This window comes from Janthinobacterium sp. EB271-G4-3-2 (assembly GCF_020858035.1).
In the GTDB taxonomy this organism is placed as follows: Bacteria; Pseudomonadota; Gammaproteobacteria; order Burkholderiales; family Burkholderiaceae_D; genus Janthinobacterium; species Janthinobacterium aestuarii.
Window position 1 is genome coordinate 351,182 of sequence record NZ_JACYMG010000003.1, and the last position, 14,798, is coordinate 365,979.

The window sequence follows — 14,798 nt, forward strand, 5'->3', positions numbered from 1 at the left end:
TAGACTATTTCTATGTGACCATTATGCGGTGGCCCCCATCAATTCAAAGCGAGGATCTGGGTGGCTTTCGCCGCGTTATTCTCGGCATTCTTCAACAAGCTCATTTGCGTTTCGAACTGGCGCGCCAGGGCAATCATGCTGACCATGGAGTCGACGGGGCTGACATTGCTGCCCTCGAGCGCGCCGGTGGTCAGCTTGACGGCCTGGTCGGCCTGCGCCACCGTGCCATCCTTCAGGCGGAACAGGCCGTCGTCGCCGCGCACCAGTTGCTGCTCGGGCGGGTTGACCAGCTTGATGCGCCCCAGCACCGTCGACGGCCCGGGCGGCACGTCCGTGGAAATCGTGCCCACCGTACCGTCGCTGGCAATGGCCACCGTCACGCCGGGCGGAATGGCCATGGGCCCCGTATCGCCCTGCACCATCAGGCCCGACTGCGTTTGCAGCATGCCGTTTTCATTGAGCTTCAAGGCGCCGTTGCGCGTGTAGGCTTCGGAACCGTCGGCCGACTGCACCGCGATCCAGCCGCCGTTTTCCACGGCCACGTCGAGCGCGCGGCCCGTGTGCTGCATGGGACCTTGCGTGAAATCGGAACCGACCGTCGAATCGACGACAAAGGCGCGCGTCGGCATCATGCCGTCGGCCACCACGGGCACGGCGCGGAACGAGTCGAGCTGGGCACGGAAACCCGTGCTGGTAGCGTTCGCCAGGTTATTCGCCGTGGTCGCCTGCTTGTCGAGGATATGCTTGGCGCCCGAGCCGGCGGTGTAGATGAGACGGTCCATTTTTTATTTCTCCTGTTGCCTTCAACCCAAGGCAGAAAGCTGGGGTCAGACCCGGCGGGTCTGACCCCGGTACTATTAACGCAGGTTGACGAGGGTCTGCAGGACCGAGTCCTGCGTCTTGATGGTCTGCGCATTCGCCTGGTAGGCGCGCTGGGCCGTGATCATGTTGACCAGTTCCGCCGTCAAGTCCACGTTCGACACTTCCACGGCCGAGGCGCGCAAGTCGCCCAGGTTGCCCGAGCTCGGCTCGCCCGTCATGGGGCTGCCCGAGGTCGAGCTTTCCGCCCAGGCATTGTTACCCAGCGGTTCGAGGCCATTCGGATTGGAAAAGTTGGTCAGCACCACCTGGCCCAGGTCGCGCGTCTTGCCATTGTTGTACTGGCCCTGGATCACGCCATCGGAACCCACGACGAAACGGCTCAGCTGGCCGGCAGCGTAGCCATCGGCCACGGTGCGCTTTTCGCTGGTGGACGAGCTGAGCTGGGTGGAATTGGTGAAGTCGACCTTGATCGCCAGGTTCGCGTTCGCGCCCGTGGCGGGGAAGACGGGCAGATTCACCGTCACCGGCAAGGTTTGCGGCGGCGTCAGGCCCAGCATGGCGGCCTTGTCCAGGCTGCCGACGCTGTTGAACACCAGCGAAGCCGACTTCACGGCGGGCACCTCCGTCACCGAGGAGATATTGGTATCGATCTGGTCTGGCGTCAGGCTGGAATTGACACCATTGGGCACGGCGCTGCCAAACGTGGCGCTGATGGCGGCCAGCTGGGCGGGGCTGGCGCCGGCCGCCGCGGCGGCGGTGCGCACGGCGGCGCCGGCCGCGTTGCCGTAGGCGACGGCGGCGGCCGTGATATTGGCCGGTACCAGCGGCACGGCCGTGACGGCGGCCTGGTAGGCGGCGCGCGCAGCCAGCGAGGCGGCATCGGTCTGCGCCGCGGACGCCACTTTCGCGCTGGTGATTTCCTTGCCGTCAGTGGCCGTGTAGACATCCCACGTATTGGTGCCCGTCTTGACGTAGAAATTGGACATGGTGTGCGCATTGCCCAGCGAATCGAAGACGGGCACGGGGAATTGCTTGGTCCACGATTTTTGCTCGCCCACGCTGAACGGCACCACGGTCGGCATGGCCGAGTTGGAATCGAGGTTGACCTGGGTATCGACCTTGGTGGTCGCCTGCGGCGCCATGTCGGACGGGTCGATCTGCAGCGGCACGGTGGCGCCGGCCAGGATCTTGCCGTTCGCATCGGCCGGATAGCCGGTCAGCTGGGCTTTCTGCGCATTGATGATGAAGCCGCTTTTGTCGACCTGGAACTGGCCGTTGCGCGAATACTGGATGGCGCCGTTCACGCTGGTGCGGAAGAAACCGCCGCCATTGATGGCGATGTCGAGCGGATTGGACGAGCTCTCCAGGTTACCCTGGTTGAACAGCTGCGCCACTTGCGACACGGATACGCCGATACCGGGCTGGTTGCCGCCAACGCCATACAGCGAGTTGGCATAGATGTCGGCGAACTGCGCCTGCGATTGCTTGAAACCCACGGTGGCCGAGTTGGCGATATTGTTGCCGATGACGTCCAGCGATTTGGCGGCGCCATTCAAGCCGCTCAGGCCTTGTTGGAAAGACATTGTGTTCTCCTGGTAGAAATTAGGGGTAGAGGGTCTACGCTACAAATGAGCGGCTTACAAAATCTGCTTCACATCGGCCATGGTGATACTGCCCACGCCTGGCACGTTCAATTTCACGCCGCCCGCGCCCGTCGACACGCTGGCGACCGAGCCGAACATCAGCGCCGCCGCGTCGGTCAGCTTGGCGCCGCCCCGCTTGGCTTCCACCGAGAAGGTGTAGGCGCCGTCAGGCAGCACGATGTTCTTGCCGTCCTTGTCGAGCTCGGCCGTGGAGCCGTTCCAGCCCAGCGGCAAGGTACCGGCGTCCTGCGGGCCCAGGTCGATGGAATGGACTTCCTTGCCGGTACTGTTGTAGATGATGACCTTGACGCTGTCGGCCGGCGTCGCCAGGTCCACGCCCAGCAGGGCCGCGCTCTTGCTCAAGGTGATGTTCTTGCCTGCCGTCAACACGCCGTGGCCGATGATATTGGCCGCCTGCATGGATTCGGCTTGCTGGTAGCTGGTCTTGAGCGTTTCCAGGGTGGTATTGAGCTTGTTGACGCCCGTCACCGTGGACAGCTGGGCCAGCTGGCTGGTCAGCTGCGCATTGTCCAGCGGGTTCATCGGATCCTGGTTTTGCAGCTGGGTCACCAGCAGGGTGAGGAATTTGTTCGTTTCTTCCTCGACGCTGCCTTTCGCGGCCGTGTTCTTCTTCGGATTCATTGTCGCCATCAGGTCGGTGACGGTGGCGGTGCTGGTATCGATGGTTGCCATAATGGTCAGTCAGCCTTATTGGCCGATGGTGAGGGTTTTCAGGAGCAGCGACTTGGCCGCGTTCATGGTTTCCACGTTGGTCTGGTACGAACGCGAAGCCGACAGCATGTTGACCATCTCGTCGACCGTATTCACGTTGGGCATGGTGACGTAGCCCTTCTCGTCGGCCAGCGGGTTCTTCGGGTCGTAGACCAGCTTCATCGGCGACGGGTCTTCGATCACCTTCTGCACCTTGACGGCCGTGGCGCCGTTGGCCATGGGCACGGCTTCGAACACGACCTGCTTGGCGCGGTAGGCTTCGCCCGTGGCGCTGGTGGCGCTGTCGGCATTGGCCAGGTTGCTGGCCACCGTGTTCAGGCGCTGCGCCTGGGCGCTCATGGCCGAACCGGAAACATTGAAGATATTAAATAGCGACATGATTATTGTCCTCCCTGGATGGCCGTCAGCATGCCCTTGATCTGCGAGTTGAGGAACGTCACGGCCGCCTCGTAGCGGATGGCGTTGTCGGCAAAGGCATTGCGCTCGAGGTCCATGTCGACCGTATTGCCATCGACGGCACCCTGGGCAGGCGCGCGGTACAGCAGCGGCGTGCCGTCGGCCAGGGTCTCGACCTTGCCGCCACCGGCCGCGCCCGCAGCCGCGGCCACGCCCTTGCCCGGCATATGCTGCGGCGCCGTGCCCTTCAGGGCCGGCGGCACGCCATCCTTGCGCGCCATCGCGCCCTTCAGGGCGGCGGCGAAATCGACATCGCGCGCCTTGTAGTTGGGCGTGTCGGCATTGGCGATATTCGAGGCGAGCAATTCCTGGCGCGTCGAGCGCAGGCTCAGCGCCGTCTCGTTGAAGCGCATGTAATCGTCGAGTTTCCCTATCATGTCAGGCTCCGGAAAGATCTGCCACTGGCGCCCGAGATGGCGGAAGGATGGCGGTATAGTAATGACAGGAAACATAGTACGGTGCTCACCAGCAAGACCATCGCCGGATCAGACCGTACTTTTACCCCCTAATCGTCGCTTCGAACGGGGCGGCGCGCACTATCATGGCAGTATTCCAGAGGCCTATCACCATGAAAACACCGCTTGCTCTCCTCTTCGCTCTCGCCGCTCTGCCCCTGCTGGCGCAGGCGCAAAACGCCGGCCGGCAGACGCCGGAAGCGCTGCGCAACAGCGTGGAACAGTTCCTGCAAGTGCAAAGCAATGGCTTGCCGGGCAAGGTGACGGTCACCGTCGGCGCCGTCGATCCGCGCCTGAACCTGGCCGCCTGCCCCGCGCCGCAAGCGTTCATGGCGCCGGGCGCCCGCGCCTGGGGCAAGACCACCGTCGGCGTGCGCTGCACGGCGCCCTCCAGCTGGACTATCTATCTGCAGGCGAACGTGGCCGTCGTCGGCGACTACGTGGCCAGCGCCGTGCCGCTGGCGCAAGGACAAGCCATCGACGCCAGCCAGCTGGTGACGATGCAGGGCGATCTGGCCGCATTGCCGGCAGGTATCGCCACGGACATGGCCCAGGTGGTGGGCGCCAGCACGAATATTTCCTTGCCGCCAGGCACACCGATGCGCCTCGACACCCTGCGCCGCAAGCCGGTGGTGATGCAGGGCCAGCTGGTACGTGTCGTTTCCAGTGGCAACGGTTTCCAAGTAGCATCAGATGGACGCGCCATCGGCAGCGCCGGCGATGGCCAGACGGTGCAGGTGCGCACGCAGAGCGGCCAGCAGATCAGCGGCGTGGCGCGCGCGGGCGGCTTGGTGGAGGTCGCCTTTTAAACCCGGATGGACAGCGATATTGTGGTCTGGCGCACTAAAGTTTCGGAAGAAGGTGCCGATAATGACACATATCCCGGAGTTTTTTGACTTCGACCAGACGAGGATCACGCTGTGAAAATTACCGATAACACCATTAAAAGCAATCCCGGCCTGCCGGTGGCGCCCGCGAGTACCTCCGGCGCCCGGAATGCCGAGAAAGCCCAGGCAACACCGACAACGTCGGACAATGTACGCCTGTCGCCGCAAGGACAGGCATTAGCGGCCAGTGCGACTGCCGGCAGCGGCGCCGTGTTCGACACGAAAAAAGTCGAACGCATCAAGCTGGCGATCGCCGACGGCCAGTTCCAGGTCAACTCTGAAAAAGTGGCGGACGGTCTCCTCGACACAGTCAAGGACTTGCTGCACTCACGAAATAGATAGGTTCCCTCATGCAATCAGTGACTCCGTTTTCCAGCCTGCGCGACGAGCAACAGCTCATGACCACATTGCTGGCATTGATGAAAGAAGAACAGCGGCATCTGGTTGCGGCTGACATCGATGCGATCACGGAGCTCACGGTGCGCAAGACGGCACTCGTAGGACAATTGAGCCAATTGGCGGCGCAACGCCACCAGGCGCTGGCGGCAGCAGGTTTTACAGCCGCCGAAGCGGGCATGGAAGACTGGCTGGTCGGCGCCAGCGAAGCCGAGGCGGCGCCCCTGTGGAAAGCCCTGCTCGAGACGACGCGCGAAGCGAAGGAACAGAACCGGCTGAACAGCCTGCTGGTCAACAAGCACATGCTGCACACGCAAGGCGCCCTGAACGCCATGCGCCCCACGGCCCAAAGCGGCAATTTCTACGGCCCCAGCGGTCAACCGATGACGAACCCGGCCAGCCGGCGCGTCGTGATCGGCTAAGCGTCTTCCCGTTTCACCCCAGCAAGAAGCCATTGCTGCACGCCTGACGCCGTCTCAAGCAGCGGCACCCATACGACCGCCATCGAAAACATCATCGCCGTGCCGCTCCCTCCAGGGAGACTGCGGCGGTGCCAGCGCGTCCGCATTCCCTCCACAACAGCGCACGCAGAAACAACACAACGCCTTTTCGACGCCGCACGTTTGAGCATGCTCAAACTTGAGACAGGTGATGACTATATGCTAATTCCTGGCGTACGCCGTACATCTCCAGGTGGGACTTTCCTCGCCGACACGAACATCGTTCCCGCAGGCATAGCTGATCCATTTCACGCCCCAGCCTGCGCTTTTGCGCTGCGCCATGACGCACACCACCTCAATCGCAAGTACATAGGAGCATGATATGAACTCTCTCTCAGTAAGCAAGGCTGGCGCGGCGCTGCTGCTCGGCTGCACCCTGCTGGCACCGGTCGCGCAGGCCGAAACGCAATCCGTGTTCTACAACCACCTCGTATCGACCGCCGTGGTGGCCACGCCGCTGCTGGCGCAAGACACCTTGTTCGTCGACACCTTCACGACGGAGCACGGCTCGCTGCTGCAAACGACCACGTTTACGGTCGGCGCCGGCGTGCAATCGTTCACGGGCAACGCGGCTTGGCTGGTCACGGGCGCCAACGATTTCGGTCCCCGCCTGACTGGCGTCAACATTGACTTGTTCGACTCCAGCAATAACCTGGTGCAATCGGATACCTTCACCGGCGTGCTGGGTTCGTTTGCCCATTCGACTTTCGACGGCCTGCTGGGACCAGGCACCTACACCCTGGTGGCAAGCGGCACCGGCGTGCGTGATTCCGTGCTGGACATTTCCATCACCACGGCCGTGCCGGAACCGGAAACCTATGGCATGCTGCTGGCGGGACTGGGCCTGATCGGGTATAGCATACGGCGCCGCAAAACGGCTGCCTGACCGGCATCGGGCGCCTGCAAGCGCTGCCGTCGCCGGCAGACACGCGGCAGGCGCGGTGGTTCCATGCACGGACTGGCTTATGCACGGGCCAGATGCCGGGGCTGGTCTACGCACTCAACCGTGCGCGGGCCGGCCCGTATGCTGGCGGAATTTCGCGGCGATGCCATTCGCCTTGGTGAGGGCGGCGGCCTGCTGCTCGGGCGTCAGCTCGTTACGCAGCCAGTGCCAGTATTCATCCTGGTAAGGATTCGTCGTGCCTGGCGTGAGGATGTCGTCGTAGACCATGCGCAGGGCCAGCAGGTAGCCATACGCTTGCGGCGCGTCCTTCCGCACCACGTCGCCATCGCGCAGGTAAGCCATCATCAGGGTCGACACGCTGGTCAGTTCCGCCGCGTCCGCCTGTGCCGTCAGCTGGGCGATCGCTTGCCGCTTCCAGGCCTGCACCAACGGATCGTCGGGACGGTTGCGCAGCGCGCTGCGGTCACCGAACGGGCCTTCCGACAGGAACAGGGTAGCCGCGCCCGGCACGCCGCCTTGCGCGGCAGTGGCCAAGTAGCCGAGGCGATCCTCGCGCTGGCGCTGCGTCATGCCCGCGCACAACTGCTGCTGGGCGGCTTTTTCTTCCGCCGTCATCTCGCGTCCCAACTCGAATTCCATGCCCGGCAAGCGGCTTTCGCGCTGGAAGACGATGCAGTCGTCGATCAGGTTATAGGCCGCATACGCGTCTTCCGGCTTGCCGCTGGAACTCAGGCGTTCGAGCCGCTGCGCCAGGGACACGACAACGGGCGCGGCATCGGCGGCCGGGGTGGCATCGATATTCAAATACGATGCCAGGCTGCGCCCCGGCGGCGCGCTGGCGGCGGCAGTGGCGGCAGTGGCGGCAGTGGCGGCAGCGTCCGGTGCGCCGCCGTCGGGCGCGGGCCAGTATACGACCGCCAGCACCGCCGCGATGGCAGCGGCGATGGCGACGCCGGTCAGTTTGTTATTCATAGGAGGTGGCGCATAAAAGGAAATGCACGTTACCACAGGCGCGCGGCAGCGGGCCGCACGCCTCCGCAGGCACGCGCCCCGGCTAGCCGCCGGCCTTTTTCGGCTGGTGGCCCAGCCTGGCCAGCGCGGCAACGATGGTGTCGACATGGTCGCCCTGCACTTCGATCACGCCATCCTTGACCGTACCGCCCGAGCCGCACTGCGTGCGCAGCTGCTTGCCCAGCAGGGCCAGCGCGATGGCGTCCAGCGCCAAGCCCTTCACGACGGTGACGCTCTTGCCGCCGCGGCCCTTGGTCTGGCGCGAGACGCGCACCACGCCATCGCCAGCGGGCGCCGCCTTCGCTTGTGCCTTGCACGCGCATTGCGCCAGCGGCTGGCGGCAGGCGGGACACATGCGGCCCGTTTCGGTGGAATAGACGAGACCGCCCTGGGAGCTGCTTTTCATGATGGAAAAAATAAAAGAAAGAAGGCCGCGATTGTACCAAGCGGGAACGGGTGCTGGATCAAGCGGGATCCCGCACCGTCCGGCGACGCGCGGCCGACTACGCTATTAACGCAAAGTAACGAACACAGGATTCGAATAGAACCACAGGCTGCGGTAATTGCGGTCGTTGATGTCATTGAAACGCTGGGTACTGTCCGTCGTGCCCGTGCGCTGGTCGGCCAGCGGTTCGCCACCCAGCGTCAGGCCGGCAACATCGGTCCCCAGATTGGTGCCGCGCAGACGGAAATACTGGTTCTTCGCCGCTGTGGTCCGGTAGCTCACGCTGTAGTAACCGTCAGCCCCGAGTTTCCAATCCGCGCTGGTGAAGCGCTTGAGTACCCGCGTGCTGGCATTGCTGGCAACGTTGTAGGCTGGCGTGCCTGCCGCCGCCTTCGCGCCGACATCGCCGACGATCAGGTCGACATGATCGACAACGGGCTTGACGCTGGCGGCCAAGCCGCTGTCGACAGGCTTTTCGTAGTTGTTTTTGGCCGGGCTCTTGAAGCGGATGGTAATGGTGACGGTGTCGCCGTTACCGACTTTCAGCTCCCCGCCCATCTCCTTGCGGTCATCCTTGCTGGCCAGGTTGAAGTCCAGCGCGTTGATCAGGTCGCCATAGGTGGAAAACATCTTGCCCGAACGTAAGCCCGCCAGCAAGTCCTTCGCCAGCGGCGCGCCCTGCGCACCGTTGAACACATAGTTCTTCGCATACTCGCCCGGGAAATAGCCGCTGCTGTTGCCGCCGACGATCTTGAAGTGGGTATCCGAATCCGTCAGGTTCCAGATGCGGCGCCCCTCGCCGAGCAGCGCATCCCATGGTCCGCCCAGCTTGGCCACCACGTAGTCGACGCCCCCATATACGCGCAGCAACGCATTGTCGTCCGTATAGGCTGCCGTGTAGCCGCCGCGGTCCGGCTCCATCTGGTTGCCGACCATGCCTTCGATGGCGAACATGATGTTGGGAGCCGCATCGTTAAAGGCGCGCAAGTCGGCGATGCTGTAACTGCCCTTGTTGCGCGACGGATGGTTGATGACGGCGTAGCTGGTCTCGGGATAATTCTGCTTGAGCCAGTTGATGGCTTGCAAGGCATCGGCAGCCGTCTTGTTGTAGCGGGTATCGCCGTATTTTGCTTTCCATGCAACTACATCGGCAGCGTCGAACATGGCCGCGTCGCGCGTGGTGAACAGGTATTCGAACTCTTTCATGCCCCGGGTGCTGGCGCTGAGCTTGTCCACGCCCTCGAACAGGCCGATGCCGACGTGATCGTGGGTCGGCATGTCCCACTCGAAGCCGGAAAAGATCAGTTTGTCGGCGTAGGTGCCACCCGCCTGCAGCGCCTGCACGCGTGGCACCTCGTAACGCTCGGCGCCGATGGACATGGGAATGGGCGTCGCCAGCGGCGCGCCCAGTGCATCGCGCGTGGAGACGCGCAAATGGTTGGACAGCGCCATCCAGTCGAGGCCATACGTGGTAAAGGCCTTGGCCAGCACCTTGTCCAAGGTCTGGCTGACGTCGGCGTCGGCCGATTGCGTGGTATGGGTGTGCAGGTCGCCGGCGATCCAGCGGCCGGCGGGAAGCGGTGGCGCGCTGCCGCCCGGGTTGCTGTCGCCGCCGCACGCGGCGACACTCAACACGATGGCGATGGCCGAAGCAGGCAACGTTCTGGAATAAGACATGGGATGGACCTGGAAGCTGAAAAGAAGGGCGACAGCCTAGCATTCCAGTATGACCAGCGAATGACATGCCCGATGCCCTGCCGGGCTGGCGCCGGCGCGACAGCCCGTCCTAGCTGGCCGGCGGCGCCGTCGGCACTTCCGTCACCGTTTCCGGGATGCCCGAGAGGATCGTCACGGCGACCCGGCGGTTGCGCGCGCGCCCTTCCGCCGTTTCGTTGGGTGCCACGGGGATGTTGTCAGCGTGGCCGACGGCCGTCAGGCGCGACGCCTTGACGCCGCTGGCGATGAACAGGCGCACCACGGCGCTGGCGCGCGCGGCCGACAATTCCCAGTTCGAGGCAAAGGTCGAATTGCTGATCGGCTGCACGTCCGTATGCCCTTCCACCTGCACGTCGTGCGTATCGTCCTTGAGCAGCACGGCGACGGCGCGCAGGGCCTGGTCCGACTCCACCGTCAGGCGCGCCGCGCCCGGGTCGAACAGCACGCTGGCATTGATTTCCACGCTCACGCCGCGGCTCGTCTGCGTGACCCGCACCTTGCCTTCCTTGACCAGCGGCGCCAGGGTCGACGTCAAGTCCTGCGCCAGGCGCGTCATGTGTTCGCGCTCGCGGCGGATGGCTTCCGTGCGGCGTTTCAGGGCGGGGTTCGGCAAAGGAATGGCTTGCGGCGCTTCCATGATGATGGGCGGCGCGCCCTTTTCCAGGCTGAAGGCCTGGCCGATGGCGTTCTGGAAGACGCGGTATTTACCCTCGTTGACCTGCGAAATGGCGTACATCACGACAAAGAAGGCGAACAGCAGGGTGATGAAGTCGGCGTACGAGATCAGCCAGCGGTCCTGGTTGTCCGGTTCCTCGTCATACTTCCTGCGCGCGCGCCGCATCATGGTCAGTGCTCGTGCAGCAGGCTGGACACGCGCTCTTCGATGATGCGCGTATGGTCGCCCGTGGCGATGTCGTACAGCACGGCGGCCGTGATTTCGTACTGCAGCACGCGGCGCGAGACGATGGCCTTGAGTTTATTCGCCACCGGCAGGAACAGCAGGTTGGCCAGGCCCACGCCGTAGATGGTGGAGACGAAGGCCACGGCGATGCCGCTGCCTAATTTACTTGGATCGGTGAGGTTTTCCATCACGTGTATCAGGCCCAGCACGGCGCCCAGGATGCCGATGGTGGGCGAATAGCCGGCCGCCGACTCCCATACCTTGACGGCCTGGCGCTCGGCCATTTCGTAGGCGGAGATTTCCACGTCGAGCAGCTGGCGCAGCTTGTCGGGCGCGATGCCGTCGACAATCATCCGCAAGCCCTTGGCGTTGAAGCGGTCGGCCGTGTTTTCCATCAGGCGCTCGAGTGCCAGCGGGCCGTCGCGGCGCGCCGTCAAACTCCATTGCCCGATATCGCGCGCCAGCGCGGCGCGCGTATCGGCTGGCGGCAGGAAGACCCAGCGCAGCATTTCCAGACCGCGCACGAAAGTGCGCAGCCGCGTTTGCAGCAGCACGGCGCCGAAGGTGCCGATGACCACGATGGCAAAGGCGGCCGGCTGCAGCAGGGAGGCCATCTTGCCGCCTTCCAGTGCCTGGCCGACCAACAGGCCCGCCAGCGCCAGCGCCAGCCCGATTACGCTGGACCAGTCCACGCCTGCTCCCTCAAGGTTGCGCGCAGGCGCGCGACGGCCTGGGTATGCAGCTGCGAGACGCGCGATTCGGATACGCCCATCACCGCGCCGATCTCCTTCAGGTTCAGCTCTTCTTCGTAATACAGGCCCATGAGTATTTTCTCGCGTGGTGGCAGCGCGTCGATGGCATCGATCACGGATTGCCGGAAATCGGTATCGAGCAGGGAACGCAAGGGGTCGCTGTCCTCGTCCACGCAATGGCGGTCGAGGAAGCTGTCATTGCCGTCCGGGTCATGAAAGTCTTCGTAGTACACGAGCTGGTGGCCGCCGCCGTCGCCCAGCATTTCCTGGTAGTCGGCCAGCGACATCTTGAGCAGTTTCGCCACTTCCGACTCCGTCGGCGGATGGCCGAGGCGCTGCTGCAAGGTGCTCATCGCCTCTTCGATCTTGCGCATGTTCTGGCGCATGCTGCGCGGCAGCCAGTCGCTGGTGCGCAATTCGTCGAGCATGGCGCCGCGGATGCGCAGCACGGCATACGTCTCGAACTGCGCGCCATGCGTTTCTTCATAGCGGCTAATGGCATCGAGCAGGCCGATCATGCCGGCCTGGATCAGGTCATCGACCTCGACCGAAGGCGGCAATTTCGCCTTCATATGGTGCGCCAGACGCTTTACCAGCGGAATGTGCTCCGTCAGCAAATAGTCCTTGTTCGATTTCCCTTTGACCGTGTACATAGGCTGCTTATTGTTTTCTCATCTTATCTGGTGCTACCGTTGGCTTCAGGCGCTGAACTGGTGCGGGCTCCCCGTCTGGTACAAGGTGCCGCCGAGCACCGGCGCCGCCGAACGGGCCAGCCGCTCGGCCAGTCCGCGAAACGCCACCGAGGCGCCGGCCAGCGGAAACGCATCGACCACGCTGCGGCCCAGGCGCGCCGCGCGGTGCAGATACTCATCGGCAGGCACCGAGCCCATCGACGTCAGCTTCACGGCCAGGTAACGGCTCGCCGCCTGTGCCATATTATCGTATACCACTTTTGCCTCGGATTCGGAAGCGCCGGTGACGAGAATGCCGAAGGGACGGCGTCCCAGTTCCTGGCTCAGGCGCTTGATCAGGCAGTACGCCGCCTTGATCGAGGTGGCGCTGGTCGACACTTGCACGACGATATCGGACGACGCCATCAAGGGCACGGGGAAGCAGGCGCCCTCGTCTGCCACGACGCCGTCGACCAGCACGATGCCGCTCCGGCGCGCCAGCACCTCGAACGTCTTGCCCAGGCGGCGCAGCTCGTCCTCGCCCGCATAGTCCATGCTGTCCATCAAGTGGTTGCGCGCACCCAGGCTGGCCACGCCGAAGCCTTGCGGCACCTGGTGGATGACCTGGTTCAAGCCGCACTGCTGGCGCGCCACGTCGCGCAGGCTGGCGCCGTGCGCCAGTCCCAGGCGCGCAGCGACGCCATCGCCGCCGCCGCTGGCGTCGAGCAGCAGCACGTCATTGCCGCCGTAAACAAGCGAAGCGCCCAGGTTGACCAGCATGGCGCCCTTGTCGTCCTGCGGCGTGGCCGACAGGAACGTCATGACGCGCGGCTGCGGGCCGGCCAGCATGCGGCGCAGGCCTTCGGCCTGGTCGAAATCGAAATTAGCCAAGGCGCACCCCGCGCGCTTCATTGTTGCGGGCGGCCGCCTGCGCCATCAGCAGCGGCAGTTCGGCATCGGAAAACTGCGTGGCCGCCGCATCGCGCTTGAGCTTGAAGGCGCGATCGATCAGGTAGCCGCGGTCGGCCAGGTATAGGTCTTCCGGCACGCGCTGGCCGTTCGACACATAGAACAGGTTCAGCTTCTGGCGGATCACCACGTCGAGCACGTTGCCGATCGAGGCCGCTTCATCGAGCTTGGTCATGATGCAGCCGGCCAGGCCGCTGCCCTGATAGGCGCGCACCACTTCGTTGAGGGTTTCCTGGGTTGCCGTGGAATTGAGGCACAGCAGGCGTTTCACGTCGGCGCCGGCGCCCGACAGCATGGCCACCTGCTCCGTCACCATCTGGTCGCGCTGGCTCACGCCCACCGTATCGATCAGCACCGTGTGCTTGTTCTTCAATTCTTTCAGCGCGATGCGCAAGTCCGCTTCATCCTTCACGGAATGCACCATCACGCCGAGGATCTTGCCGTAGATGCGCAGCTGTTCGTGCGCGCCGATACGGTAGGCGTCCGTGGTGATCAGGGCCAGCTTTTCCGGGCCGTGGCGCATCACGCAGCGGGCCGCCAGCTTGGCCGTGCTGGTGGTCTTGCCGACACCGGTCGGGCCCACCAGGGCGAACACGCCGCCCTGCTCGAGCATGGCGTCTTCATTGGCCACCGTGTTCAGGTTGCGGCTGAGGACAGTCTTGATCCAGCGCATGCTTTGCGCACCGTCGAGGCCGGCGGGAAGCTTGTCGATCAGGTAGCGCGCCAGGCTGGCGGAAAAGCCGGCGGCCAGCATTTCGCGCAGCACGACGGCTTTTTGCGGCTCGCGCTGCTGCGTCGACCCCCACGAAATTTCCGCCAGCTGAGTTTCCATCATGCCGCGCATGGCGCGGATTTCATTCATCATGCCGCTCATCTCGGCGGCGGCATTTTCTTTGACGTGCGCCAGCGCGCTGGCCATCATCTGCTGCATGCGGGCCATGTCCACTGGCTCGGAAGCAGCCTGGCGCGGTGCGGCAGGACGTGGCGCGGCCGGGCGCTGGGCCGGAGCGGCCGGACGCTGCGGCGTGGCGAACTGGGTCTGCAACTGGGGACGGGGCTGAGCCATTTCGGACGCTGCCGGCGGCGAGGCGAGCGAAGCGGCATCGTCATTGGCCAGCGCGAGGATTTCCACCACGCCATCGGCCTGGCGGTTCGACAGGATCACGGCGTCGGGGCCCAGCGCTTCGCGCACCTTGCGCAGCGCATCGCGCGACGAGGCGCCCGTAAATTTCTTCACATTCATGACCGGCCTCCCAAGACGGGGGTGGCGCAATATTGGCTGAACTGTGTGACCATCATCGACTCCTGTTGCTTGAGTGCTGTCTTCCACATGGACACAGATCACTCGGACAGTTTCCATTATTAGCGATGCTTGGAGGAAATGATCGAAGGAACAGGACGGGAAAGTACCCGTTATTCAGTTTGCCGGGAGGAAATTGATGTTTATTTGACCAAAAGCAAGGGCTGGGGTCAGCCCCCCCCCCCCACTAACGCTAACGACATCTGGGGTCAGACGGGGACGCCGAGTCCCCCTCGCA

At 64.0% G+C, this 14,798-nt stretch carries 17 protein-coding genes; 4 read left to right on the forward strand and 13 right to left on the reverse strand.

Going from position 1 to position 14,798, the window contains the following annotated elements; all coding sequences use genetic code 11:
* Positions 1-38 precede the first annotated feature (38 nt).
* The 5 genes from IGS55_RS09415 to flgB all read right to left on the reverse strand — a co-directional run bounded on the left by IGS55_RS09415 (position 39) and on the right by flgB (position 4,030).
* On the reverse strand, positions 39-782 hold the full coding sequence (locus tag IGS55_RS09415) for a flagellar basal body rod protein FlgF (protein ID WP_034787153.1): 744 nt from the start codon (positions 780-782) through the stop codon (positions 39-41).
* Between the two features lie 75 nt (positions 783-857).
* Positions 858-2,405: a flagellar hook protein FlgE gene (locus tag IGS55_RS09420; protein ID WP_034754076.1), complete on the reverse strand. Its 1,548-nt coding sequence runs from the start codon at positions 2,403-2,405 to the stop codon at positions 858-860.
* Between the two features lie 54 nt (positions 2,406-2,459).
* The gene (locus IGS55_RS09425) at positions 2,460-3,158 is read right to left on the reverse strand and encodes a flagellar hook assembly protein FlgD (RefSeq protein WP_230517236.1); all 699 of its coding nucleotides are present in this window, start codon (positions 3,156-3,158) and stop codon (positions 2,460-2,462) included.
* Between the two features lie 15 nt (positions 3,159-3,173).
* Positions 3,174-3,575: a flagellar basal body rod protein FlgC gene (gene flgC / locus IGS55_RS09430; RefSeq protein WP_034754081.1), complete on the reverse strand. Its 402-nt coding sequence runs from the start codon at positions 3,573-3,575 to the stop codon at positions 3,174-3,176.
* Between the two features lie 2 nt (positions 3,576-3,577).
* Positions 3,578-4,030 carry a flagellar basal body rod protein FlgB gene (gene flgB / locus IGS55_RS09435; protein ID WP_034754084.1) on the reverse strand — a complete coding sequence of 151 codons (453 nt, stop codon included), beginning with the start codon at positions 4,028-4,030 and terminating at the stop codon, positions 3,578-3,580.
* A 191-nt stretch (positions 4,031-4,221) separates the two neighbouring features.
* Here flgB and flgA point away from each other — a divergent pair, with 191 nt between their 5' ends.
* The 4 genes from flgA to IGS55_RS09455 all read left to right on the forward strand — a co-directional run bounded on the left by flgA (position 4,222) and on the right by IGS55_RS09455 (position 6,777).
* Entirely contained in the window at positions 4,222-4,917 is a 696-nt protein-coding gene (gene flgA, locus IGS55_RS09440) for a flagellar basal body P-ring formation chaperone FlgA (protein WP_230517235.1), read from the forward strand.
* 111 nt (positions 4,918-5,028) lie between these two features.
* Entirely contained in the window at positions 5,029-5,337 is a 309-nt protein-coding gene (gene flgM, locus IGS55_RS09445) for a flagellar biosynthesis anti-sigma factor FlgM (RefSeq protein WP_034787161.1), read from the forward strand.
* Positions 5,338-5,345: 8 nt separating this feature from the next.
* A complete protein-coding gene (locus IGS55_RS09450; RefSeq protein ID WP_128142199.1) occupies positions 5,346-5,813 on the forward strand; it encodes a flagella synthesis protein FlgN in 468 nt (155 codons plus the stop codon).
* Between the two features lie 400 nt (positions 5,814-6,213).
* Positions 6,214-6,777 (forward strand): FxDxF family PEP-CTERM protein, encoded by a 564-nt coding sequence (locus IGS55_RS09455; RefSeq protein WP_230517234.1) that lies wholly within the window; start codon positions 6,214-6,216, stop codon positions 6,775-6,777.
* A 114-nt stretch (positions 6,778-6,891) separates the two neighbouring features.
* On the opposite strand, the gene IGS55_RS09460 is transcribed toward IGS55_RS09455, so the two are convergent.
* The 8 genes from IGS55_RS09460 to flhF all read right to left on the reverse strand — a co-directional run bounded on the left by IGS55_RS09460 (position 6,892) and on the right by flhF (position 14,503).
* A complete protein-coding gene (locus IGS55_RS09460; RefSeq protein ID WP_230517233.1) occupies positions 6,892-7,767 on the reverse strand; it encodes a hypothetical protein in 876 nt (291 codons plus the stop codon).
* A gap of 82 nt (positions 7,768-7,849) precedes the next feature.
* Positions 7,850-8,212: a translation initiation factor Sui1 gene (locus IGS55_RS09465; RefSeq protein ID WP_230517232.1), complete on the reverse strand. Its 363-nt coding sequence runs from the start codon at positions 8,210-8,212 to the stop codon at positions 7,850-7,852.
* 105 nt (positions 8,213-8,317) lie between these two features.
* Positions 8,318-9,928: an S-layer protein gene (locus tag IGS55_RS09470; protein WP_230517231.1), complete on the reverse strand. Its 1,611-nt coding sequence runs from the start codon at positions 9,926-9,928 to the stop codon at positions 8,318-8,320.
* A 109-nt stretch (positions 9,929-10,037) separates the two neighbouring features.
* Positions 10,038-10,808, reverse strand: coding sequence for a flagellar motor protein MotD (motD, locus tag IGS55_RS09475; protein ID WP_230517278.1), 771 nt, complete (start codon positions 10,806-10,808; stop codon positions 10,038-10,040).
* 5 nt (positions 10,809-10,813) lie between these two features.
* Complete coding sequence (locus IGS55_RS09480) at positions 10,814-11,560, reverse strand: flagellar motor protein (RefSeq protein WP_034754098.1); 747 nt, start codon at positions 11,558-11,560, stop codon at positions 10,814-10,816.
* A complete protein-coding gene (locus IGS55_RS09485; protein ID WP_010400804.1) occupies positions 11,542-12,273 on the reverse strand; it encodes an RNA polymerase sigma factor FliA in 732 nt (243 codons plus the stop codon). Before IGS55_RS09485 ends, IGS55_RS09480 begins: the two co-directional genes overlap by 19 nt.
* A 45-nt stretch (positions 12,274-12,318) precedes the next feature.
* The gene (locus IGS55_RS09490) at positions 12,319-13,182 is read right to left on the reverse strand and encodes a MinD/ParA family ATP-binding protein (RefSeq protein ID WP_230517230.1); all 864 of its coding nucleotides are present in this window, start codon (positions 13,180-13,182) and stop codon (positions 12,319-12,321) included.
* The gene (gene flhF, locus IGS55_RS09495) at positions 13,175-14,503 is read right to left on the reverse strand and encodes a flagellar biosynthesis protein FlhF (RefSeq protein ID WP_230517229.1); all 1,329 of its coding nucleotides are present in this window, start codon (positions 14,501-14,503) and stop codon (positions 13,175-13,177) included. The genes IGS55_RS09490 and flhF overlap by 8 nt, the downstream gene beginning before the upstream one ends.
* Positions 14,504-14,798: the final 295 nt, after the last annotated feature.